The sequence below is a fragment of the Limnomicrobium aquaticum genome (assembly GCF_040545545.1).
In the GTDB taxonomy this organism is placed as follows: domain Bacteria; phylum Pseudomonadota; class Alphaproteobacteria; order Rhizobiales; family Rhizobiaceae; genus Ensifer_A; species Ensifer_A aquaticum.
In genome coordinates this window covers 330412-352743 of the sequence record NZ_JBEPMB010000003.1, presented here as the reverse complement: position 1 = coordinate 352743, position 22332 = coordinate 330412, and the positions used below count along the sequence as shown (strand labels likewise).

General features: G+C 61.5%; 18 protein-coding genes. 11 read left to right on the top strand and 7 right to left on the bottom strand.

Features of this window, described 5'->3' with window-relative positions; translation table 11 throughout:
- Positions 1-9: 9 nt before the first annotated feature.
- The 11 genes from ABID16_RS13250 to ABID16_RS13200 all read left to right on the top strand — a co-directional run bounded on the left by ABID16_RS13250 (position 10) and on the right by ABID16_RS13200 (position 13926).
- Entirely contained in the window at positions 10-1212 is a 1203-nt protein-coding gene (locus ABID16_RS13250) for an ABC transporter permease (protein WP_354556888.1), read from the top strand.
- Complete coding sequence (locus ABID16_RS13245; protein ID WP_354556819.1) at positions 1209-2144, top strand: ABC transporter ATP-binding protein; 936 nt, start codon at positions 1209-1211, stop codon at positions 2142-2144. Before ABID16_RS13250 ends, ABID16_RS13245 begins: the two co-directional genes overlap by 4 nt.
- Positions 2141-2881: an ABC transporter permease gene (locus tag ABID16_RS13240; RefSeq protein ID WP_354556818.1), complete on the top strand. Its 741-nt coding sequence runs from the start codon at positions 2141-2143 to the stop codon at positions 2879-2881. The genes ABID16_RS13245 and ABID16_RS13240 overlap by 4 nt, the downstream gene beginning before the upstream one ends.
- 599 nt (positions 2882-3480) lie before the next feature.
- A complete protein-coding gene (locus ABID16_RS13235; protein ID WP_354556817.1) occupies positions 3481-4575 on the top strand; it encodes a LacI family DNA-binding transcriptional regulator in 1095 nt (364 codons plus the stop codon).
- A gap of 103 nt (positions 4576-4678) precedes the next feature.
- On the top strand, positions 4679-5944 hold the full coding sequence (locus ABID16_RS13230) for an ABC transporter substrate-binding protein (protein ID WP_354556816.1): 1266 nt from the start codon (positions 4679-4681) through the stop codon (positions 5942-5944).
- A 161-nt stretch (positions 5945-6105) separates the two neighbouring features.
- Entirely contained in the window at positions 6106-7011 is a 906-nt protein-coding gene (locus ABID16_RS13225) for a carbohydrate ABC transporter permease (RefSeq protein WP_354556815.1), read from the top strand.
- Positions 7011-7829, top strand: a complete 819-nt coding sequence (locus ABID16_RS13220; RefSeq protein ID WP_354556814.1) for a carbohydrate ABC transporter permease — start codon at positions 7011-7013, stop codon at positions 7827-7829. The genes ABID16_RS13225 and ABID16_RS13220 overlap by 1 nt, the downstream gene beginning before the upstream one ends.
- An 8-nt stretch (positions 7830-7837) precedes the next feature.
- Positions 7838-10084 carry a glycoside hydrolase family 2 TIM barrel-domain containing protein gene (locus tag ABID16_RS13215; RefSeq protein ID WP_354556813.1) on the top strand — a complete coding sequence of 749 codons (2247 nt, stop codon included), beginning with the start codon at positions 7838-7840 and terminating at the stop codon, positions 10082-10084.
- A 15-nt stretch (positions 10085-10099) separates the two neighbouring features.
- The gene (locus ABID16_RS13210) at positions 10100-11173 is read left to right on the top strand and encodes an ABC transporter ATP-binding protein (protein ID WP_354556812.1); all 1074 of its coding nucleotides are present in this window, start codon (positions 10100-10102) and stop codon (positions 11171-11173) included.
- A gap of 353 nt (positions 11174-11526) precedes the next feature.
- Positions 11527-12309, top strand: coding sequence for a 2-dehydro-3-deoxy-D-gluconate 5-dehydrogenase KduD (gene kduD, locus ABID16_RS13205; protein ID WP_354556811.1), 783 nt, complete (start codon positions 11527-11529; stop codon positions 12307-12309).
- Positions 12310-12378: 69 nt separating this feature from the next.
- Complete coding sequence (locus ABID16_RS13200; protein WP_354556810.1) at positions 12379-13926, top strand: cryptochrome/photolyase family protein; 1548 nt, start codon at positions 12379-12381, stop codon at positions 13924-13926.
- On the opposite strand, the gene ABID16_RS13195 is transcribed toward ABID16_RS13200, so the two are convergent.
- The 7 genes from ABID16_RS13195 to ABID16_RS13165 all read right to left on the bottom strand — a co-directional run bounded on the left by ABID16_RS13195 (position 13923) and on the right by ABID16_RS13165 (position 22292).
- Positions 13923-15164 carry a pilus assembly protein TadG-related protein gene (locus ABID16_RS13195; protein ID WP_354556809.1) on the bottom strand — a complete coding sequence of 414 codons (1242 nt, stop codon included), beginning with the start codon at positions 15162-15164 and terminating at the stop codon, positions 13923-13925. The genes ABID16_RS13200 and ABID16_RS13195 overlap by 4 nt on opposite strands.
- Positions 15165-15486: 322 nt before the next feature.
- A complete protein-coding gene (locus ABID16_RS13190; RefSeq protein ID WP_354556808.1) occupies positions 15487-16842 on the bottom strand; it encodes an alpha-glucosidase/alpha-galactosidase in 1356 nt (451 codons plus the stop codon).
- Positions 16843-17108: 266 nt separating this feature from the next.
- The gene (locus tag ABID16_RS13185) at positions 17109-18470 is read right to left on the bottom strand and encodes an FGGY-family carbohydrate kinase (RefSeq protein ID WP_354556807.1); all 1362 of its coding nucleotides are present in this window, start codon (positions 18468-18470) and stop codon (positions 17109-17111) included.
- Positions 18471-18476: 6 nt separating this feature from the next.
- On the bottom strand, positions 18477-18806 hold the full coding sequence (rhaM, locus tag ABID16_RS13180; protein WP_354556806.1) for an L-rhamnose mutarotase: 330 nt from the start codon (positions 18804-18806) through the stop codon (positions 18477-18479).
- Positions 18803-19804, bottom strand: a complete 1002-nt coding sequence (locus ABID16_RS13175) for an ABC transporter permease (protein WP_354556805.1) — start codon at positions 19802-19804, stop codon at positions 18803-18805. The genes rhaM and ABID16_RS13175 overlap by 4 nt, the downstream gene beginning before the upstream one ends.
- Positions 19801-20781: an ABC transporter permease gene (locus ABID16_RS13170; protein ID WP_354556804.1), complete on the bottom strand. Its 981-nt coding sequence runs from the start codon at positions 20779-20781 to the stop codon at positions 19801-19803. The genes ABID16_RS13175 and ABID16_RS13170 overlap by 4 nt, the downstream gene beginning before the upstream one ends.
- Positions 20778-22292, bottom strand: a complete 1515-nt coding sequence (locus ABID16_RS13165; RefSeq protein ID WP_354556803.1) for a sugar ABC transporter ATP-binding protein — start codon at positions 22290-22292, stop codon at positions 20778-20780. Before ABID16_RS13165 ends, ABID16_RS13170 begins: the two co-directional genes overlap by 4 nt.
- Positions 22293-22332 lie beyond the last annotated feature (40 nt).

Sequence of the window (22332 nt, the reverse complement as noted above, 5' to 3'; positions counted from 1 at the left end):
GCGGAAAAGATGTCAGTACAGGAAGGCATCGATTCAAGAGGAAGCGAACGCTCCGGGCTGGACAGGCTCGGGGCGATACTTGTCGCAATTGCAGTGGCCGGCCTCGCCCTCCAGCCCTTCAGTCTCTTCCGGGCCAACAGGATTGTTGCCGCAAAGCCGGTGGGGCTGCTGTCCGCCCTTCCGCCACTGGAGGCGTGGTTGGTCCTGGGCGTGGTGATCGCGGCCTGTGCGGTTCTCCTGCTGCGGACACCGCCGGTGATTCGGCTCATGCTCTGCGCCCTCGCTCTTGCAGTGCTGGCCCTGGCCTCCGGACGATCAGGCGTGTTTCTCACTCCACCCGCCAACACCTATGCCCGTGTCGCGCCCGGCGGCGCCTTCTGGATTGTCGCATTTGCCTTCTCCATAGCCCTTGCAGATGCGAGCGTGCGGCTGAGGATGTCGCCTTGGGGTCGGCTTGTCCTTCTTGGCCTCACTGGCGCTGCCTTGTGGCTGCTGCTTGCCTCGGGCATCTGGGATTCCCTTTCCATCCTGCGCGAATATGCCAACCGCGCCGATGTCTTCTGGCGCGAGGCGCGGGTGCATCTGCTGCTGGCGGTCGGATCGCTGACAGCCGCCGCCCTCATCGGCATTCCGATCGGTATCCTCTGTTTCCGGGTACCGTCTGCCCGCGCAGCGCTGTTGAACAGCCTCAACATCCTGCAGACCATTCCCTCCATGGCGCTGTTCGGCCTGCTGATTGCGCCGCTCGCCTGGATCGGCGCGCATGTGCCGGGCGCGTCCGCAGTCGGCATTGCCGGCATCGGCATCGCGCCGGCCTTCGTCGCGCTCTTTGCCTATTCGCTGCTGCCGATGGTCTCCAACACCGTGGCCGGCCTGGAAAGCGTGCCGCCACAAGCGCGGGATGCCGCGCGGGGCATGGGCTTGACGGCGCGGCAGCGCCTCTTCGAGGTCGACATGCCGCTCGCCTTCCCGGTCATCCTCACCGGCATCCGCATCGTGCTGGTGCAGAATCTGGGCCTTGCCGTGCTCGCCGGTCTCATCGGCGGTGGCGGCTTCGGCACCTTCGTCTTTCAGGGCATCAGCCAGACGGCGACGGATCTCGTGCTGCTTGGCGCGCTGCCCACAGTCGCCCTCGCCTTTGCCTCTGCCATCGTGCTCGACGCGCTGGTGGAAATTGCAAACCCTGTTCCCAAACGGAGCGTAGAGGCATGATCGAAATCAGAGAGATCACCAAGGCCTATGACGGTGTCCGCGCCGTCGATGATGTCTCGCTGACGGTCGAAAGCGGCGAGATCGTCACGGTGGTCGGTACGTCCGGCTCGGGCAAGACGACGCTGCTGAGGATGATCAACCGTCTGGTCGAACCGACCTCCGGCGCGATCATGATCGACGGGCGCGACAATCGCGATCTGCCCGGCCACGAACTGCGCCGCGCCATCGGCTATGCCATACAGGGCTATGGTCTGTTTCCGCACCGGACCGTGGCGGAGAATATCGCGACCGTGCCGAAGTTGCTCGGCTGGGACCGGAAGCGGATCGACGCCCGCGTCGATGAATTGCTGACGCTGTTCCATCTCGAACCCGCGCGGTTCCGCGCCCGCATGCCCCACGAACTTTCCGGTGGCCAGCAGCAACGCATCGGCGTGGCGCGGGCGCTTGCGGCGGAGCCCGCCGTGCTGCTGATGGACGAGCCTTTCGGCGCGCTCGATCCGATCATTCGCGGCAAGGCGCAGGATGATCTCATTGACATCCAGCGCAAGTTTGCAACGACCATCGTGCTCGTGACCCATGGCATGGAAGAGGCGATCCGCCTGGGCGACCGCATCGCCGTGATGGAAAAGGGCAAGCTCCTGCAGTTCGCAACACCCGCGGAGATCATCGCTCGCCCCGCCACTGAATTCGTCGCGGAACTGGTCGGCAGCGACGACCGCGCCTTTCGCATGCTGTCACTTTCCCCGGTCTCGGACATCATGGAGCCGGGCGATGCGCCGGGCTCACCGATCGACGCGACGGCGTCTCTCAAGGATGCGCTCTCCGAAGCATTGTGGTCCGGTAGGGCTGCTCTTCCGGTCATGCGCAATGGCGCGATTGTCGGCCGCGTGACACGCGAAAGCATCATCGCCCAGGGAGGACGGCCGCAATGAGCGTGGCGCTCCTTCTCCGCCTCATCCTTGTCGTTCTGCTCGTCGCCTTTCTTGCTGAGCCGCAGGGCTTCGCGCCCGTTTTCGCGCCCTTCGCGGCCAATGGTGCGCCGGCCGTCTATACGCAATCCAGCCTGCTTTCACTGACGCTCAGTCATCTTGCGATGGTGGCAGCCGCAACGCTTGCGGCAACCATCGTCTCCGTCGGCCTCGCGATCCTCGTCACGCGGCCGGCGGGCCGCGAATTCCTGGCCCTCTCGCGCTCGATCGCGAATATGGGCCAGACCTTTCCGCCGGTCGCCGTGCTGGCGCTCGCCGTCCCCGTCTTCGGCTTCGGGCCCATCCCGACCTTGATTGCGCTCTTTCTCTACGGTCTCCTGCCCATCTTCGAAAATGCCCTGACAGGCCTCACAACCATCCCGCCCACCGTTCAGGAAGCCGCGCGCGGCGTCGGCATGACAGACCTGCAACGACTGGTCAGCGTCGAACTTCCGCTCGCTCTGCCAGTCATCCTCACTGGCATCCGTCTCACCGCCGTCATCTCGCTTGGCACGGCGACGATCGGTTCGACCGTTGCAGCAAAGACGCTCGGCGAGGTGATCATTGCCGGCCTCACCTCGAACAACACCGCCTTTGTTCTTCAGGGCGGACTGATCGTCGCCGTCCTTGCTCTCCTCATTCACGACGGCTTTGCCAGACTCGAAAGCGCGATCAGCAGACAGCGACCCATGTTTGCCTGATCGCCCATTTGACGAACAGACGCCGCCGGCAACTGCTCCTTTCTCAATCTCAGAAAAAAATCGCGACATCCCCCATTTGGAGGATGAGGGCACCCGGTTTTCCAGGTAATCTCGCTGCATCATCTCAGTCGGAGGGGACGAGGATGAACAATGCGCTGAAAGGCTTTGTTCTTTCTGTGGCCTTTGCATTGCCAGCGGGTGGTGATGCAATGGCCCAGCAACCGCGCGCGCCGTCAGATTCACTGCCAGGGCGAAAGGCAGCGAGAAGATCTTCGTCAGGGGCGACAGGATTATGATGACCGTGAAATGAATATTTCAAATTTATTGTCAGTGACCCTTTTCAGCACTTTGGCCCGTCCTGCTCCCACCTAAAAAGCGGACGGGCTTTTTTTCGTCCGTGTGATGTCGTGCACGCTCTCTGGCGCGTTTCTTTTCACGCCGCGCAATATCGATGAGTTGGAAAATGCGGCTCGTCACAAAAACGTCGTGACGAACGGCCGCGTGGGGCAGACAATCGGCTGCTTTTGCGCTATCAAGGAGAAATGGCGCAGTAAAATTTTACTAAATCGGCGCCGCCAGGACGTGTCGAGGCGAGAAGCATGGTCACCATCAAGGAGATCGCAAAGGCTGCCGGTGTTTCCGCCGCCACGGTTTCGCGCGTCCTCAACTATGACCCGACACTCTCGATTTCTCCGGCCAAGCGGCAGGCTGTCATCGAGACTGCGGAAGCGCTGAATTACGAAACGCCGCGCAATCGAAACCGCGCCGCCGCGCCCCTGCCGTTCAGCGCTTCGTCCGTGGCGCTGACACGGCTCGTTCTCGTTCACTTCCTGCAGTCGTCGGAAGAGCTGGCGGACCCCTATTATATCGGTGTTCGCCTCGGCATCGAAAACCGCTGCCGCGACATGAGGACCGAGATCGTAAAAGTTTACCACAGCGACCAGTTGCCGGACCCGGTCATCCTTCAGGGGGCCGCCGGCGTGATCGTCATCGGCAAGCATTCGCCGCGCGAAATCGACTGGCTGCAGGACAATTGCCGCAATCTCGTCTTTGCCGACTTCAACCCGAAGCGCGATGATCTCGACAGCGTTTACAGCGACTTGAACGAGACGACGCGCAAGCTGCTCGACAATCTGTCTGGCCTCGGCTACCGGCGCATCGCCTTCATCGGCAGCTACGAGAATATCGACGGCCGCTCCGAGCCGCACGGCGAGACGCGCTGTCGCGCCTATATCGAATGGCACAAGGAAAAAGGCCTGTTCGAGCCCAATCGGCTGGTGCTCGGCAATATCTGCGACACGGGCCAGAACCTGCGTCTGGAAACCGGATATATGCTGGCAAAACAGTTGCTTGAGCGCGGCGAACGGCCCGATATCGTCGTCACCGCCAATGACAACATGGCGATTGGTGCCTATCGCGCCTTCCAGGAGGCCGGGCTTTCGATCCCGCAGGACATCTCGGTCGCATCATTCAACGACATCCCGGTCTCGCAATTCCTCAATCCTCCGCTGACAACCGTTCGCATCCGCAGCGAAAGCATAGGGGAAACGGCGGTCGATCTACTGGTCGAGCGGCTGGCCGGGCGCGACTACGCCAAGCGCGTCATCATCCCTACCACCATGATTTGGCGGCAAAGTTGCCTTCGGCCGGCGGAGGCCGCCACTCCGGTGGCAAGCCTCGCTGCAGTGCAATAAATATTTACTAAAAATTTTCTTGCACGGCAAAATGAATTAGGCTTTACTCCCGGTCAGCGGATGGGTTTACCGCGCGACTTTTGCATTCTCGGGAGGAAATCTGATGAACACGACTTTCAAGACGTCGCTTGCTGCGCTCGTCTTCAGCACGTCGAGCGTGCTGGCGATGGCAGCCGCCCAGGCCAAGGACATCACTGTCTGGTGCTGGGACCCCAATTTCAACGTCGCCATCATGAAGGAAGCCGGCGCGATCTATTCGAAGACGCATCCGGACATCAACATCAAGGTCGTCGACTTCGCCAAGGCCGACGTGGAAGCCAAGCTTCAGACGACGCTGGCATCCGGCGTCACGACCAGCCTGCCGGATATCGTTCTCATCGAAGACTACGGCGCACAGAAGTATATCCAGTCCTTCCCCGGCGCCTTCGCGTCGATGAACGACGTGGTCGATTACTCCAAGTTCGCGCCCTACAAGGTCAAGCTCGCCACCGTTGACGGCAAGACCTATTCCATGCCCTTCGACTCCGGCGTCACCGGCCTCTACTATCGCAAGGACTACCTGGAAGCTGCCGGCTACAAGCCGGAAGATATGCAGAACCTGACCTGGGACAAGTATATCGAGATCGGCAAGAAGGTCTCCGAAAAGACCGGTAAGAAGATGATGGGTCTCGACCCGAACGATGCCGGCCTCATCCGCATCATGATGCAGTCGGCAGGCGGCTGGTACTTCAACGACAAGGGCGAGCTGAACATCACCGGCAACGAAGCGCTGAAGGCCGCGCTGAAAACCGAAGGCAAGCTGCTTGCCTCGGGCATCACCAAGCCGGCTTCCGGCTGGGCAAACTGGGTCAGCACCTTCACCTCGGGCGATGTCGCGACCGTCATCACCGGCGTCTGGATCACCGGCACGATCAAGGCCACGAAGGACCAGGAAAACAAGTGGGGCGTTGCTCCGATCCCGAAGCTTGACGTCAAGGGCGCCACGGATGCCTCCAACCTCGGCGGCTCCAGCTGGTATGTGATCGCTTCTTCGCCTGAGAAGAAGGAAGCCATCGACTTCCTGAACTCGGTTTATGCCAAGAATGTCGACTTCTACCAGAAGATCCTCGTCGATCAGGGCGCCGTCGGCTCGCTGATGGAAGCCCGCAAGGGTGCGGCCTATGAAACGGCCGACAAGTTCTTCGGCGGCGAAAAGATCTGGCAGAAATTCGCTGACTGGCTCTCCAAGGTTCCGTCTGTCAACTACGGCACCTTCACCAACGAAGTCGATTCCGCCGTCGCAGCCCAGTTGCCGGCTGTCGGCAAGGGTGGCGATGTCGATGCGGCCCTGAAGGCGATCGAGGCCCAAGCCAAGTCGTCGATGCAGTAAGATCCTCCCAAGTGGCGGCGGGCCGTTCGAAAGACCGGCTCGCCTCCGCGTCTTTGCACCGACGATACACCCTCTCAAGGGTTCGCCGCGCGCGCCGTGGCGCAAGTCCTGCCCATTGACGTGGGCAGGCAATGCTTTGGACACAAAACCGGATATTCACGATGGCAAGCGCAAACCGCAGCCTGAACCGCTATTTCGACATCAACGGCTGGTTTTTCGTCGCGCCTGCCGCGCTGCTGATCGGCGTCTTCATGGTCTATCCGATCCTCTACTCGCTCTGGATGTCGTTCCAGACCGGGAAAGGCATGATGATCCAGTTCGGGGGGCTCGCGAATATCAAGCGGCTCTTCGACGATCCGATGTTCATGCTGGCGCTCTACAACACGATGATCTTCTTCATCGTTCAGGTGCCGGTCATGCTGACGCTGGCGCTCTTTCTCGCCTCGCTGCTCGACAATCCGAACCTGAAATTTCGCGGCGTGATCCGCACCGCCATCTTCCTGCCCTGCGTGTCGTCGCTGGTCGGCTACGCGGTGCTGTTCAAGAGCATGTTCGTGCAGGATGGCCTGATCAATTCGACGCTGCTGGCCCTCCACATCACCGACCAGCCGATCCCGTGGATGACCGACCCGTTCTGGGCACGCGTGCTGATCATCATCGCCATCACCTGGCGCTGGACCGGCTACAACATGATCTTCTTCCTGGCCGCGCTGCAGAATATCGACAAATCGATCTATGAGGCCTCGCGCATCGATGGCGTGCCGTCCTGGGGCCGGTTCTTCTATCTGACCGTGCCCATGCTGAAGCCCGTGATCCTGTTCACCACCGTGACCTCGACCATCGGCACGCTGCAGCTCTTCGACGAGGTGCGCAACATCATGACGAGCGACGCAGGCAGTGCGGCCGGGCCATCCAATTCCGCGCTGACGCTCTCGGTCTATATCTACAACCTGACCTTCAAGTTCGTGCCGAGCTTCGGTTATGCGGCCACCGTCTCCTATGTGATCGTGCTGGCCGTCGCGCTGCTCGCCGTCATCCAGTTCTACGCATTGAGGGAGAAGGACTGATGGACCGGCTCACCCGCGCGCTCAGCGCCGTCTTCACCTACGCCTTTCTCGGCATCATGGCCTTCCTCTCGATCTTCCCCTTCATCTGGATGATCCTGGGCGCGACCAATAACTCGAACGACATCGTGACGGGCAAGATCGGCATCGGCAGCGCGCTGATCGACAATATCCGCGCCTTTGCCGCCGCCGTCGATGTCCCACTGGTCTTCTGGAATTCGATCAAGATCGCACTGATCTCGACGGCACTGACGCTCGTCGTGGCGTCGCTTGCAGGCTACGGTTTCGAGGTCTTCCGCTCGAAATATCGCGAGCGGGTCTATAACGGCATCCTGCTGACCCTCATGGTGCCATTTGCAGCGCTGATGATCCCCCTCTTCATCATGATGGGCAAGCTCGGCCTCATTGACACGCATTGGGCCGTCATCCTGCCGACCATCGGCTCGGCCTTCGTCATCTTCTATTTCCGCCAGTCCACCAAGGCCTTTCCCTCGGAGTTGCGCGATGCGGCCCGCGTCGATGGCCTGAAGGAATGGCAGATCTTCCTGCTGATCTATGTGCCGGTGATGCGCTCGACCTATGCGGCGGCCTTCATCATCGTCTTCATGGCCTCATGGAACAACTATCTCTGGCCGCTCATCGTGCTGCAGAGCAACGAGATGAAGACGATCACGCTCGTCGTCTCCTCGCTCGCCTCGGCCTATTACCCGGATTTCGGCGCAGTGATGGTCAGCGCCATTCTCGCCACGCTTCCCACCCTTCTCGTCTTCTTCGTCATGCAGCGCCAGTTCGTGCAGGGCATGACAGGCTCGATCAAATAGGACTTCCCATGCGCAATACCACGCTCTTCAACGACAACTGGATCTTTGCCGCCGGCTTCGACAAGGCTGCCGTCGGTGCGCCCCTCAAGGGCGAGACGGTTCGCCTGCCCCACAATGCGCTGGATCTGCCGCTGAACTATTTCGACGAAAAGGCCTACCAGAAGCCCTTCACCTACCAGAAGGTCATCGCTTGGGCTCCGGAATTCGAGGGCAAGCAAGTCTCGGTCGTCTTCGACGGCGCGATGGCCGATGCTGTCGTCTACGTGAACGGCACGGAAGTCGTCGCCCACAAGGATGGTTACACCCCTTTCGAAGCCGTTCTGACCGGCCACCTCAAGCAGGGCGACAACCTCATCACGGTGAAGATCGACGGGTCCGAAAATCCGGAAATCCCGCCCTTCGGCGGCCGTATCGACTATCTCACCTATGCCGGCATCTATCGCGACGCCTGGCTGAAGATCGCAAGCCCGATCTCCATCGAGAATATCAAGATTGAAACGCCCGTCGCGCTCGCCGACAAGAAGTCTGTCACCGCCCGCGTCGATCTGCGCGCGGCTGCAGGCCTTGCGCTTGAGGGCACGCTGACGCTGTCGCTGAAATCCGCCGACGGCAAGGTCATCGCCTCGACGGAAAAGACCGTTTCGGGCGCCTCCGAAATCGTCTCCTTCACCGACATGGCAGGCCTTTCGATCTGGGAGCCGGAAAATCCGGTTCTCTATACGCTCGAAGCCGTGCTCGTGACGGCCAGCGGCACGGACAACCTATCCGCCAATTTCGGTTTCCGCACCGCGCAGTTCACGCCGGAAGGCTTCTTCCTCAATGGCAAGCCGCTGAAGATCCGCGGGCTGAACCGCCACCAGTCCTGGCCCTATACCGGCTATGCCATGGGCAAGCGCGCGCAGGAGCGGGATGCCGAGATCATGAAATATGATCTCAAGTGCAATCTGGTCCGCACCTCGCACTACCCGCAGTCCCCGTGGTTCCTCGACCATTGCGACCGCATCGGCCTTCTCGTGTTTGAAGAAATCCCCGGCTGGCAGCATATCGGCGGCAAGGACTGGCAGGCCGAAAGCGTCAAGAATGTCGAGCGGATGATCCGCCGCGACTGGAACCACCCCTCCATCATCCTATGGGGCGTGCGCATCAACGAGTCGCAGGACAATCACGACTTCTATGTCGAGACCAACAAGACCGCGCGCGCGCTCGATCCCACCCGCCAGACCGGCGGCGTACGCTACATCACCGACAGCGAATTCCTCGAAGACGTCTTCACGATGAACGACTTCGTTCTCGGCTCGGAAGAAATGCCGGGCGCGAACCGTGGCCGCATTCCGCTGCGCGACCAGCAGGAATGCACAGGCCTGAAGCAGAAGGTTCCCTACATCATCACCGAATTCGGCGGCCATATGTATCCGACGAAGCGGCATGACCAGGAGCAGCGCCAGGCCGAACACGTCACCCGCCACCTGCAGGTGCTGAACGCCATGTATGGCGATCCGTCGATTTCCGGCGCCATCGGCTGGTGCATGTTCGACTACAACACGCACAAGGACTTCGGCTCGGGCGACCGCATCTGCCATCATGGCGTGATGGATATCTTCCGCGAACCGAAATTTGCCGCTTACGCTTACAAGAGCCAGTGCGAACCGTCCGATGAAGTCGTCATGCAGCCCGCCTCCTTCTGGGCGCGCGGCGAGCGCAATATCGGTGGCATCCTGCCGCTGATCGTGCTGACCAATTGCGACGAGGTCGAGATCTCCTATGGCTCCGGCATCCGCAAGCGCGTCGGCCCGGACCGCGAGCGCTTCCCGCATCTGCCGCATCCGCCCGTCGTCATCGACCATCGCCATTTCTCCAAGGACGAACTCGGCCTCTGGGGCATGGAATGGCAGCCGGGCGAACTCGTCGGCTTCATCGACGGCAAGGAAGTCGCCCGCATGGCGATGGTCGCCGATCCGGTTCCGGCAACCCTGCAGGTCGTCGCAGACGACAAGACGCTGCCTGCCGCTACCAAGGATCAGGTCCGCTTCATCGTCCGCGCGCTCGATCAGGCGGGCAATATCCTGCCCTTCCTCGACGAGCCGGTGCATGTCGAGGTCTCGGGCGTGGCCAAGCTGCTCGGCCCGGAAACCATCATTCTGACTGGCGGTGCAACGGGCTTCTGGATCGAATCGACCGGGACAACGGGTGCCGTCACCGTGAAGGTTTCTTCGCCGCGCTTTGCGACGCAGACCCTGTCACTCTCGGCCGTTTAAGGGGACATCATGGCGATGAGCGAGCTGTCACTGAAATCCGTCCGCAAGACCTTCGGCGCGCTGGAGGTGATCAAGGGCGTCGATCTGGAGATCGAAAAGGGCGAGTTCACCGTCTTCGTCGGCCCGTCCGGCTGCGGCAAGTCGACATTGCTGCGCATGATCGCGGGGCTGGAGGACATCTCCTCCGGCGACCTCGAAATCAGCGGCCAGCGGATGAACGAGACCGACCCGTCGAAGCGCGGCATCGCCATGGTCTTCCAGTCCTATGCGCTCTATCCGCATCTCACCGTGCGGCAGAACATGGGCTTTGCGCTGCGCTTCGCCGGCGTGCCCAAAGCGGAAATCGAGAAACAGGTGATGGATGCGGCACGCATCCTCGAGCTTGAAAAGCTGCTCGACCGCAAGCCAAAGGCGCTGTCCGGCGGCCAGCGCCAGCGCGTGGCAATAGGCCGCGCCATCGTCCGCCACCCCAAGGTCTTCCTCTTCGACGAACCGCTGTCGAACCTCGATGCCGAACTGCGCGTCCACATGCGCGTCGAGATCGCCAAGCTGCACAAGAAGCTCGGCGCGACCGTCGTCTACGTCACCCACGACCAGGTCGAGGCCATGACGCTCGCCGACAAGATCGTCGTCCTGCGCGACGGCCGAATCGAACAGGTCGGCTCGCCGCTCCAGCTCTATACCGACCCCGACAACCGCTTCGTTGCCGGCTTCATCGGCTCGCCGAAGATGAATTTCGTGCCCGCCACGGCAGTCACTCAGAATGGCCAGACTCTCATCCGCCTGGACGATTCCGGCATTCTGCTGCCCGCCGGTCATCTGGCGACGACGCTTGCCGACGGTACCCGTCTGGTGGCCGGCCTGCGCCCGGAAATCTTCAAGGATGGGGGCGATTCAAGTCTTCTGCTGGATGTCGAAATCGTCGAGCATCTGGGCTCTGAAACGCTGGTCCATGCGCGCAGCGGCGAAACCCTGCTCATCGTGAAATTCGGCGGCATCCGCCCGATGAAGGATGGCGAGAAGATCCGCGCCGAGTTTGATGCGGCAGGGGTTCTGTTCTTCGGGATGGACGATCAGCGGATCAGGTAGGACGATTTTCCGTCCTGCCGTCTGGCCCCCTCACCCCGCCTCCGCTTCGCTCGGCGACCCTCTCCCCGATGGGGCGAGGAGGAACGGAGAGGCTGCGGCGCCTTCAGTCTTTCACCTTCGAAGGGACCGGCGCCCTCAACCTGAATAGGGAGCGCCAAGGACGCGGCTTGCCCGCTTCTCCCCTCCGGGGAGAAGATGCCGGCAGGCAGATGAGGGGGCTACCCCACACGCAAACGATCATTCATCGCGCCCTAAAAACCCAAGCGAACGCAAATTATTTTCAGACTTGCGTCCCCAGCGCTCAGCCTTCATGACTTCCGCCAAACGATACAAGCCACATGCGGGAGGAAACGATGACGGCGACGTTCGATTGGGCACAGGCTTTTTCGCTTGAGGGCAAGCGCGCCCTCGTGACCGGCGGGGCTGCCGGCATCGGTCAGGCGATTGCCTTGGCACTCGCCGCCTCCGGCGCAGACGTGGCCTTCACCACCCATTCGCGTCCCGGTGACGAAACATCAGCAGCGATTGCCGCCCATGGCCGCAAGGCGAAGGATGTGCATGCCGATCTCGGCACGCTGGATGCCGCAGGCGCCGAAGCGTTGGTGGAAAAGCTGGAAGCCGAATTCGGCGGCATCGACATTCTCGTCAACAATGCCGGCATCATCCGCCGCGCCGATCTCGCCGTGCATAGCGAGGAAGACTGGCGCGCCGTTCTCTCGACCAATCTCGATTCCGTCTGGTATCTCTCGCAGGCGGCCTCCCGCCGCATGCAGACCCGCAAGCACGGCCGCATCATCAACATCGCCTCGCTCCTCTCCTTCCAGGGCGGTATCCGCGTTCCGGGCTACACGGCCTCCAAACATGCCGTCGCCGGTCTCACCAAGGCGCTTGCCAACGAGCTTGCGCCGCATGGCGTGACAGTCAATTCGATTGCGCCCGGCTATATCGCCACCGACAACACCACGGCGCTGCGCGCCGATCCCGACCGCTCGCGCCAGATCCTCGAGCGCATCCCCGCCGGCCGCTGGGGCGAAGCCTCCGACATCGCCGGCACCGCCGTCTTCCTCGCCTCGCCCGCTGCCAATTACGTCACCGGCGCGGTGCTCAATGTCGATGGCGGCTGGCTGGCGCGCTGACGGCGCGGCAATCCGCGCTACCCCCGTTATCGTATTGGCTGCATGTGACCCAAGGCAAAGCCGGAGCCCATGCAGCCCACGCGCAACCTCATCGTCATTCTCGGCGACCAGCTGACACCCGTCCTCTCGAGCCTGACGGAGGCAGACCCGGCGCGCGACACCGTGCTCATGGTCGAGGTGGCGGAGGAAACGACCTATGTCCGGCATCACAAGAAGAAGCTGGTGCTCATTCTCTCCGCCATGCGGCATTTTGCCGAGGAACTTGCTGAGAAGGGCTTCAAGGTCCGGTATATCCGGCTAGATGACGAAGACAATACCGGCTCTTTCGGAGACGAGCTCGCCCGCGCCGCGAGAGCCCTGAAGCCGGAGCGGATCATCGTCACCGAAGCGGCGGAGCGACGTGTCGTCGAGGCCATGAAGGGCTGGGAAACGCAGATCGGCATCCCGGTGGAAATCCGCCAAGACGACCGCTTCCTAGCCTCGCACGCAGAGTTCCAGCGCTGGGCCGAAGGCCGGCGCGAGCTGACCATGGAATATTTCTACCGCGACATGCGCCGCAAGACCCGGCTGCTGATGGAGGGCGACAAGCCTGTAGGCGGGCGCTGGAATTTTGATGCGGAAAACCGCAAGCCCGCCACCGCGACGCTATTCAGGAAAGAGCGCAAAGGCATCAAGCCGGACAAGATCACGAAAGACGTGGCCGCGCTCGTGGAAGCACGCTTTCCCGATCACATGGGCTCAACCGAAGGCTTCTCCTTCGCCGTGACCCGGAAGGATGCAGAAGCCATCGCTGACACATTCATTGCCGACTTCCTGCCCTTCTTCGGCGAGACGCAGGACGCGATGCTGGCGGGCGATCCGTTCCTCAACCACGCGCTCCTCTCCTTCTACATCAATATCGGCCTTCTCGACCCGCTGGAAATCTGCCGCGCCGCCGAGCGCGCCTATCTGGAAGGGGATGCGCCCATCGAGGCTGTAGAGGGTTTCATACGGCAGATCATCGGCTGGCGCGAATACGTGCGCGGCATTTATTGGCTGGCCGGACCAGGCTACGAGCACAGGAATTTCTTCGAGGCCAGGCGCCCCCTGCCCGATTTCTTCTGGACCGGAAAGACGGACATGCGCTGCCTCTCGACCGTCATCGGCGAGACCATTGATCACGCCTATGCCCATCATATCCAGCGGCTGATGATCACCGGCAATTTCGCGCTGCTCGCCGGACTCGACCCTTACGCGCTGCATATCTGGTATCTGGAAGTCTATGCCGATGCCTTCGAATGGGTGGAACTCCCGAACGTCGTCGGCATGAGCCAATATGCCGATGGCGGCTTTCTCGCCTCCAAGCCCTATGCGGCAAGCGGCGCCTATGTCTCGCGCATGTCCGATTATTGCACAGGCTGCCGCTACGACGTCAAGCAGAAGACGGGCGACAAGGCCTGTCCCCTCAACGCGCTCTACTGGCACTTCCTCGACCGCCACGCCGACAAGCTTTCCCGCAATCGCCGGCTCGCGCAGCCCTATGCCACATGGCGGCGGATGGATGAGGGACAGAAGGCAGTTTACCGCGCCAGTGCGGAAGCGTTTCTGGCGCGGCTGGATGCGGGCGGGGCAGTTTAATGGGTGAGAATGGTGGAGCTTGCGAGGCTTTCCGGCGGCACCGGAACGGCGGTCGCGTCGTAACCGGAGTTCAGCACGAGGTTCACGCCTGACGTAATGTTGACCTCGTGGGCGACGATGAGCGTCCAGGCCGATTGATCGGCCACGTTGACCGGGGATTCCGGGCAGTTCACGGTTCCCACATCGGCTGGACTACAGGTTCCGGGAGCCTGTCCGACGACGAGCTTGCCGCGCGACAGATAGATCGTTCCGAGCAGTTTGGATGCGGCGCGGCTGGCGATCTGATGCGTCCTGCCGATGTCGGCGTTTCTGTCCTCGAAAAACAGGATCCCGGCCAGCGGTCCGTTGACGGGTGCACTCAAGTCAAGTGTCGTGGTGGGACTGAAATCCAGTTCGGCGTTGTGCCCGGTCAGGTAGACGGCTGCATCGACCATGATCAGACTCGAGTTTCCCTGCGCCCGCAAGTCGCCGTCTTTCATGATATAGGTTCCGTGCATCATTCGAACACGCGAATTGTCTTTGATCGTCAACCCGTTGCAATAGACGCCGGGCTTGAGCGTGACATCCTGGTTGTCTATGCGCATGTCGGTAAAATCACATTTGCCAACAACAGGTGCCGCCCGGGAGTTCAGCGGGTCTGCCACGACAGGGCAGTCTATGCTCGGCATCGGATTAAAATTCGAAGTCCCGCCCTGATAGCCGCCGCTGGAACAGATGATTTTCGCCGCGATGAATGCCTTGACGTTGGCAACAATGCCCTGGGCCGATCCGGAATTCGAATTGACGCTGCAATCCGGCGCGGTGACACGTCCGTTCTGGACATTCAGGATATGCTGCCCATCTCCGAGCGCAAGCAGGCACAGGACGCTCGAACTGCCGGCGCGTGCCGTAGCCTTTGCGCTCACCGCGTAGCCGCCATTTCCACCGATATTCAGGAAGCGCAACGGCGCTTTGGCAGTCACGACAACAGTGACCGCCCTGATCGTATCATCGACGGTGACCTCAGCCGTTGCATTCAACTTCGCCTCGTCAAATGCGGCCTGCGCTGCCGAGAGTGCCACCTGCGTGATCGCGTTGCTGTCGCTGCGGCTGAGACGGTATTGGGTGGCCCCGGTTAGCGCGGCGCTGTCGGCGATGTTCTGAATGTGGGACCGAATGCGCATGGAACTGGCGATATCGATGGCGCCACCAGCCGCCAGCATCAGGCCGCCAAAGAAGAGAACGAACATCAACGGCATGCTGCCCTGCCGCGAGCTGACTATGGAGCGCAGACCGGAGGGGCATGTTCCGATTGTCTTGGCTGCGAATAGAATTAGAAAATCGTGCATTTTCGACAGCCGATTTCGTGCGTTCGTCGTCATCCGCCCGCACGCTCGCACCTTCCGGTTTTAAATTGGTAAAATCGGCCGGTAAAACCCATGCCTTTCATAAGAATTCGATGTTTTTCTTGTCTTTAATAAATGGGTACGTCAGCAGACCAGCCCGCCCTGCTCAGGACGGACTGGCTTTTGCGGATGAAACCGGCCCATTGGACGATATGCGCGGCGGAACTGGAACGGCTTACTTAGCCCGCGCCCATTCCGGCAGCCAGTCGCCATGCGCAGCGATCAGGTCGTCCGTCATCGACCAGATCTGGTCGAGATCGAGTTCGGCCGCCGTGTGCGGGTCCATCATCGCGGCATGATAGATATGCTCGCGATTTTCCGTCATCAGCGCCTGCACGGTCAGTTCCTGCACGTTGATGTTGGTGCGAATCAGCGCCGTCAGCTGCGGTGGCAGCGCGCCGATGAAGGTCGGCTGAATGCCGTTATTGTCGACCAGGCACGGAACTTCCGCCGCGCAGTTTTCCGGCAGCGAGGTGATGCAGCCATTGTTGCGCACGTTGCCATAGATGACAGAAGGTTCGCCGGTCCAGACCGAGTTGACGATGGACGAGGCATATTCGTGGCTCGCCTTCACCTCGATCTTTTCGGCCGCCTTGTAGGCATCGGCCTGCGACTTCCAGCGCTCGATCTGCTCGATGCAGCGCTTGGGATATTCGTCCAGCGGAATGCCGTATTTCTCGATCAGGTCCTCGCGGCCTTCCTTGATGAAATAGGGTGTGTATTCGGCAAAGTGCTCCGAGCTTTCGGTGACGAAATAGCCAAGCCGGGTCAGCATCTCGTAGCGCACCTTGTTGGGGCAGCGCGGGTTCCAGTGGCTGGGCTTGGGGAAGCGGCCTTCGCGATAGCCCTTCAGCAGCTCCGGATAGAGGTTCTTGTACGAGCCATCGGCCTGGCGATGCTCGAAATTGAGATAGAAGGCCATGTGGTTGATGCCGGCGGCGCGGTAGCGGATTTCCTCGACCGGGATTTCCAGATCGCGCGCCAGTTCATAGGCCGTGCCCTGAACCGAGTGGCAGAGACCGACCTGCTTGATCGTCGGGTATTTCTCCGCAATCGCCCAGGTGTTGATCGCCATCGGGTTCACATATTGCAGCATGATCGCATTGGGGCAGACGGCGAGGATGTCTTCGCAGATCTTCCACAGATGCGGCACGGTGCGAAGCCCGCGCATGATGCCGCCAACGCCGAGCGTATCGGCAATGGTCTGGCGCAGGCCATATTTCTTCGGCACTTCGAAATCGGTGACCGTGCAGGGCTCATAACCGCCGATCTGGAAGGCGACGACGACGAAGTCGGCCTTGTCGAGCGCGCGACGCTGGTCCGAATGCGTCTCGATCTTTGCCGGTACGCCCAGCGTGTTGATCAGCTTGGAAGCGACGATCTCGCTTTCGGCCAGCCGCTGCGGGTTGATGTCCATCAGCGCAATTGTGGCGCCGGCCAGCGCCGGCCGCTGGAGGACGTCACCGATGATGTTCTTCATGAAGACTGTGGAGCCTGCGCCGATAAAGGCAATTCTCGGGTTCCGGTTCATCGTGTCTCAGGCTCCTCGCTTGTAGCCTCAAATTCTGCCGAGGCCATATTATGCTTAGTGGAACGCGCAGGGTCAATTTGCGCCCAAACGCCTATGAATGCTTGATTATCCTTGGGAAGGCGAGGATGGAAAGAGAAGGCTTGTGCTTTTATGGGTAATTTTGTGCTCTTGTCGATCGAGAGGGTCTGAGGTCGCGTTTCCTCTCAGTCCTCTTGACGGAAATGTGCATGCGAAGATTGCAAGGCTGAGGCCAGCTCACTCCGGCCTCAAGCGCTGGCCCGTGCAGTCCAGTCGGCAGCATAGGCCCGAAGCGCCACCTCGTTGGCGGGGCGCTCGATTGCACCCTTGCCGCTTGCGGGGCGTGCATGCCCGACCAGAAGCGCCGCGCCAATGCTGGTTCCGGTGCCGGCCACTGCCTCCACGGGGCGGCCGGTGGTGGCGGCGAGCATGGCGAGATAGGCGCTGTTTTCCGCGAATGGACCTTCCACGAGAACAGGGCCTTGGGCGCCGACAATGTCGAGACCCGTGGCGGTCATCAAGGCGAGATAGAAGGACACAGTGACATAGCGTTCCGCGGGCGTGAGCCGCGCCTCGTCCACGGTCCAGGCTGCGCTGCGCCCCTGGAACGGGCCGGACTGATTTTCGACCGCCGGGAGCAGCATCGCGCCGCGCGCCAGAACGGAATCGATGTCGGCGGGCGCGAAATTCTTCGGCCTCTCGCCGATCAGGCGCTCGAACTCGCGTCCGCCCATGAAGCGGGCAGACGGCACCGGATCGCCATAGGCATTGACATTGACCAGCGTGTCGCGCGCGGGATCGAGCGCGACTTTCGCGCCGCCCACGGCCATGGAGATGACCCAGGTTCCGGTCGAGACGACGGAGAACGGCGCTACACGCGCGGCGAGATGGGCGTAGAGAGAGGCGTTGGAATCGTGAATACCGCAGATGACGGGCGTGTCGCCCGCAAGCCCGGTCCTGGCCGCGATGTCCGGCAGGATCGAGCCCAGCCGGTCGGCGGCACGGGCGACGGGGGCCATCAGCTCCGTCCAGCCCTCGCGCTCGACGAGGGAGGAATATTTTCCCTCCTCCGGCATCCAGAGATCGGTGTGGCAGCCGAGCGATGTGACTTCATTGACCGCAACGCCGCTGAGGCGAAAGGCCCAGTATTGCGGATAGGTGAGGATCGTGCGGGTCCGAGCCTGCAGGTCCGGGAAGGTGCGGAACTGCCAGAAGAGCTGTGCCCCGAGATTGAGGCCGAGCGGCAGGCGGGCGGAACCGGTTTCTGCAAAGGGCGGACGGATGGCGTCATAGTCGGCCGCCAGCCTATCCGGTCCGTCGAATTCGTAATCGAGAGCGGGTGCTGCAAGCTGGCCGGCTGCATCGAGAAGAACAGCGGAGGCACCATGCGTCGTGATGGAAATCGCATCGACACCGAACTCTGTCTGAAAACGTTTCAGCCCGTCCAGAATGAATTGCCACAGGCCTTCGACGTCGTAATGCGGATAGGGCGGGCCTTGTAGCACCGCGTTCGGCCGCTTCGTCACGGCGATTTCGCTGAGGCTCTCCCGGTCCACGAGGGCGACCTTGGCATTGGTCTTGCCAATATCGATGACGGCGATGTGCTTCATGCCCGTTCATTCCATGTGAAAGACGGGCGTCAGATCGATGGCGATCGGCTCGTTTTTCTCGTTCGTCGCCATGATGTCGGCCATATGCGCCCACCATTTCTGCATGACTGCCGTCTTGGGCAGGTCTGCCATCGTGTGGTCCTTGCGCCGCCAGAACACGCCGTAGAGCACATTCGTCTCCTCATCGAGGAAGATCGAATAGTCGGAAACGCCAGCCTCGTGCAGCAGGTCGACCAGTTCCGGCCAGATCTCGTCATGCCGGCGCTGGTACTCGTCCCGCATGCCGGGATTGAGGAACATCTTGAAGGCATGTTTCTCCAGACTGGCGTGGCTCATCGGCGGCGGTTCCTGAACTTGCGGAAGAGGATCGGCAGCGCGATGACGAAGATCAGCAGCGCGCCGATGAAGATAGACATGACGATGCCCGGCACGTTGAGAAGCCCCAGGCCGAAAGTGACGAGGCCCATGATGAGGGCCGCAATCACAACGCCCTGGATCGTGCCTGCGCCGCCGAGAATGGAAACGCCGCCGAGCACGACCATGGTGACCGCTTCCAGCTCCCAGCCGACGGCAATCGAGGGGCGGGTGGAATCAAGCCGTGAGGTCAAGAGCACCGAGGCAACGCCCGACATCAGTCCCGTCAGCAGGAAGAGGATGAACTTCACCCTTTCGACGCGGATGCCGGAAAAGCGCGCAGCAACATCGTTATTGCCGATGGCGAAGACCTGCCGGCCGAAATTCGTCCGGTGCAGGAGCACGTAATAGATGAGCGAGAAGACGAGGAAGAGCACGAACTCGAAGGAGAAGACCCAGAAGACATAACCCTGGCCGAAATAGGCAAAGCTCTCCGGGTAGCCCTTAAAGGCCCCATCGCCCAACACGATGTAGGAAATACCGCGGAAGAAGCTCATCGTGCCGATGGTGACGACGATGGAGGGCAGCCCGAGACCGGTCACGAGAAAGCCATTGAACGCACCGCAGACGAGGCCGGTGACGACCCCGATCAGCACCAACTCCGGCGTCCCCGCGCCATATTGCAGCGCGAGCCCCATCATGGTCGAGGCGAGCGCGATGATCGAGGCGACCGACAGGTCGATCTCGCCGGCAATGATCAGCAGCGCCATGGCCAGCGCAATCAGCACCTTTTCGGTGAAGTTGAAGGTCGCATCCGACAGCGACCACGGCGACAGGAAGTAGGGCGAGGCGAGCGAACTGACGACGAAAAGCACTGCAAAGACAACCAGCAGCAGGCTCGGCCAGGAGAAAATCGCTGCCTTGAGCGGCGTTCCCAGCCGATCTGGAATGCGGCGGGTTTCGGTGGATTGGATGCTCATGCCGCGGCCTCCGCATTTTTGAGAATGAGGCGCTGGCCGCGCTTGGCACCGCGCCCGTTCAGCACAACGGCGAGAATGATGGCCGCGCCCGAGATCGCCATCTGCCAGAAGGGCGAGATGTTGATGACCGGCAGAGCGCCGTTGATGACGCCGAGGAACAACGACCCAAGCACCGCGCCCGCGACCGTACCGACACCGCCCGAAATCGAGATGCCGCCGATGACGCAAGCCGCAACCACGGTCAGCTCATAGCCGCGTGCCACTTCCACCGAGCCGATGACATAGCGCGACACCCAGAGATAGCCGCAGAAGCCGGAAAGCAGACCGGACAGGCAGAAGGCGTAGAAGGTCGTGCGCCCGACATCGATCCCGGCATAGACGGCAGCCGTCGGGTTGACGCCGACCGCGTAGAATGAGCGGCCGAGCGAGGTGCGCGACATGAGGATCACGAAGGCCGCGACAATCGCCACCGCATACCAGATGAGGAGCGGCAGGCCGAGGAATTCGATGCGCGTATAGGCGACGAAAGCAGCCGAAAAGGCATCGGCATTCACCCATTGCCCGCCGGCGATGAGGAAAATGACGCCGCGATAAATGGTGAGCGAACCGAGCGTGACGACGATCGCCGGAATGCCGAGCCGCCAGATGAAGAGCCCGTTGAGCGCGCCGAGCAGCAGACCGCAGGAGGTCGCGATCAGCATCAGGGCGGGCACGGGAATGCCGGGGGCTGCCTTGTTGATCAGCGCCACGATCATGCCAGAGAGCGCAAGGTTCGAGGCCATCGAGAGATCGATGGAACGGGTGAGGATCACCACCATCTGACCCAGAGCCAGGATCATGAGGATCGAGGAATCCTCCACGATACCTGCCAGCCTGCCGGGCGTGGCGAAGCCGGGCGCGCGCATGTTGGTGGCAAAGACGAGGACCGCTATCAGCACCGCCAGCCAGAACTCGCGTAATCTGAGGATCTGGCTCATGCCGCCTCTCCAATTCCTGCCGCTGCCCGCACAAGCGCTTCCGCCTTCAGGCTGGCATTGTTTTCAAATTCGGTGACGATGCGGCCCTCGCGCATCACGACGATGCGGTCGCTCATGCCCATGATTTCGGGGAGTTCGGACGAGACCATGATCACGGCAAGGCCCTGGGCAGCCAGTTCCGACATGAATTCATGCACGGCGGCTTTCGAGCCGATATCGATGCCCTTGGTCGGCTCGTCGAGAATGATCACACGCGGCTTCGTCGCAAGCCATTTGGCGATGACGACCTTCTGCTGGTTGCCGCCGGAGAGATTGCCGACATGCTGGTCGAGCGAGGCGGCGCGCAGATCGAGCCGCTCGGTATATTCTCGCGCCAGCCTGAACTCTTCCGCCAGCCGCAGGAAACCGTGTTTCGAGGTCTTGTTGAGCGAGGCGAGCGTGACGTTCTGGAAAATCGGGAGACCCGTGACCGCGCCCTGCTTGCCGCGATCTTCCGGCACATAGACGATACCACGGTCCACCGCTTCCGCCGGCGAGCGGATGACCGCGACCTCGCCATCGATGCGGACCGCGCCCTTCGACGGTTTCGTGATCCCGAACAACGCCTGCATGACTTCGCTGCGCCCCGCGCCGACGAGACCGTAGAAGCCGAGGATTTCGCCCTCGCGGAGCGAAAAGGCAATGTCGTCGAACTCGGTCGGGTGGCAATAGCCGACAACCTTGAGCACTTCCGGGCCCGCCGTGACCTGCTTCTTCGGGAAGACCTGATCGACCGCGCGGCCGACCATCATGCGGACGATCTCCTGCTGGGATGTGTCCTGCAACAGGCCCTCGCCCACCATCTCGCCGTCGCGGAAGACGGTGTAGCGGTCGGCGATGCGGTAGATCTCGTCGAACTTGTGCGAGATGAAGAGGATCGCTTTCCCTTGAGATTTCAGAAGCTCGATGAGCTCGAACAGGTCCTGGATTTCCTTGTAGGACAGTGCGGCCGTCGGCTCGTCCATGATGACGACCTCGGCATTGACCGACAGCGCGCGGGCGACGGCCACCAGATGCTTGTTGGCAATCGACAGGTCCTTCAGCTTCGTCTCAGGCGCGATATGGCCGGCGCCGATTTCGGCAAGCAGAGCCTTCGCGCGCGCGTTCATCCCGCGCCAGTCGATCAGCTTCAGCGATGTGCGGGGCGCGTGCCCCAGAAAGATGTTTTCCGCAACAGACAGCTCATCGAAAAGCACGGTTTCCTGATGGATGGCGGTAATGCCGGCCTGGAAGGCGGCATGCGGCGAGGCGAGCGTGACCGCCTTGCCGGAAACCCGGATCTCGCCTTCGTCCGGCTGGTAGATGCCGGTCATCGTCTTGACCAGCGTCGACTTGCCTGCGCCGTTTTCGCCGATCAGGGCAGTCACTTCGCCCGGATAGAGCCGCAGCGCCACCTTGTGCAGCGCGCGCACGCCGGGAAAGGACTTGGAGATGCCCGACAGCTCAATCTTTGGTTCTTTTTGGCTCGTCATCGGCCGCGTCCGGTCTGTCTTTGCAATAGGCAACAGGGGA

Excerpts from the sequence above, each read along its gene's own strand:
- ABID16_RS13195 (WP_354556809.1), bottom strand. The coding sequence starts at position 15,164 with ATGCCGTTGATGTTCGTTCTCTTCTTTGGCGGCCTGATGCTGGCGGCT.
- ABID16_RS13235 (WP_354556817.1), top strand. The coding sequence starts at position 3,481 with ATGGTCACCATCAAGGAGATCGCAAAGGCTGCCGGTGTTTCCGCCGCC.
- ABID16_RS13240 (WP_354556818.1), top strand. The coding sequence starts at position 2,141 with ATGAGCGTGGCGCTCCTTCTCCGCCTCATCCTTGTCGTTCTGCTCGTC.
- ABID16_RS13210 (WP_354556812.1), top strand. The coding sequence starts at position 10,100 with ATGAGCGAGCTGTCACTGAAATCCGTCCGCAAGACCTTCGGCGCGCTG.
- ABID16_RS13175 (WP_354556805.1), bottom strand. The coding sequence starts at position 19,804 with ATGAGCATCCAATCCACCGAAACCCGCCGCATTCCAGATCGGCTGGGA.
- ABID16_RS13215 (WP_354556813.1), top strand. The coding sequence starts at position 7,838 with ATGCGCAATACCACGCTCTTCAACGACAACTGGATCTTTGCCGCCGGC.
- ABID16_RS13190 (WP_354556808.1), bottom strand. The coding sequence starts at position 16,842 with ATGAACCGGAACCCGAGAATTGCCTTTATCGGCGCAGGCTCCACAGTC.
- ABID16_RS13220 (WP_354556814.1), top strand. The coding sequence starts at position 7,011 with ATGGACCGGCTCACCCGCGCGCTCAGCGCCGTCTTCACCTACGCCTTT.
- ABID16_RS13185 (WP_354556807.1), bottom strand. The coding sequence starts at position 18,470 with ATGAAGCACATCGCCGTCATCGATATTGGCAAGACCAATGCCAAGGTC.
- ABID16_RS13200 (WP_354556810.1), top strand. The coding sequence starts at position 12,379 with ATGCAGCCCACGCGCAACCTCATCGTCATTCTCGGCGACCAGCTGACA.
- ABID16_RS13230 (WP_354556816.1), top strand. The coding sequence starts at position 4,679 with ATGAACACGACTTTCAAGACGTCGCTTGCTGCGCTCGTCTTCAGCACG.
- ABID16_RS13225 (WP_354556815.1), top strand. The coding sequence starts at position 6,106 with ATGGCAAGCGCAAACCGCAGCCTGAACCGCTATTTCGACATCAACGGC.
- kduD (WP_354556811.1), top strand. The coding sequence starts at position 11,527 with ATGACGGCGACGTTCGATTGGGCACAGGCTTTTTCGCTTGAGGGCAAG.
- ABID16_RS13170 (WP_354556804.1), bottom strand. The coding sequence starts at position 20,781 with ATGAGCCAGATCCTCAGATTACGCGAGTTCTGGCTGGCGGTGCTGATA.
- ABID16_RS13250 (WP_354556888.1), top strand. The coding sequence starts at position 10 with ATGTCAGTACAGGAAGGCATCGATTCAAGAGGAAGCGAACGCTCCGGG.
- ABID16_RS13245 (WP_354556819.1), top strand. The coding sequence starts at position 1,209 with ATGATCGAAATCAGAGAGATCACCAAGGCCTATGACGGTGTCCGCGCC.
- ABID16_RS13165 (WP_354556803.1), bottom strand. The coding sequence starts at position 22,292 with ATGACGAGCCAAAAAGAACCAAAGATTGAGCTGTCGGGCATCTCCAAG.
- rhaM (WP_354556806.1), bottom strand. The coding sequence starts at position 18,806 with ATGAGCCACGCCAGTCTGGAGAAACATGCCTTCAAGATGTTCCTCAAT.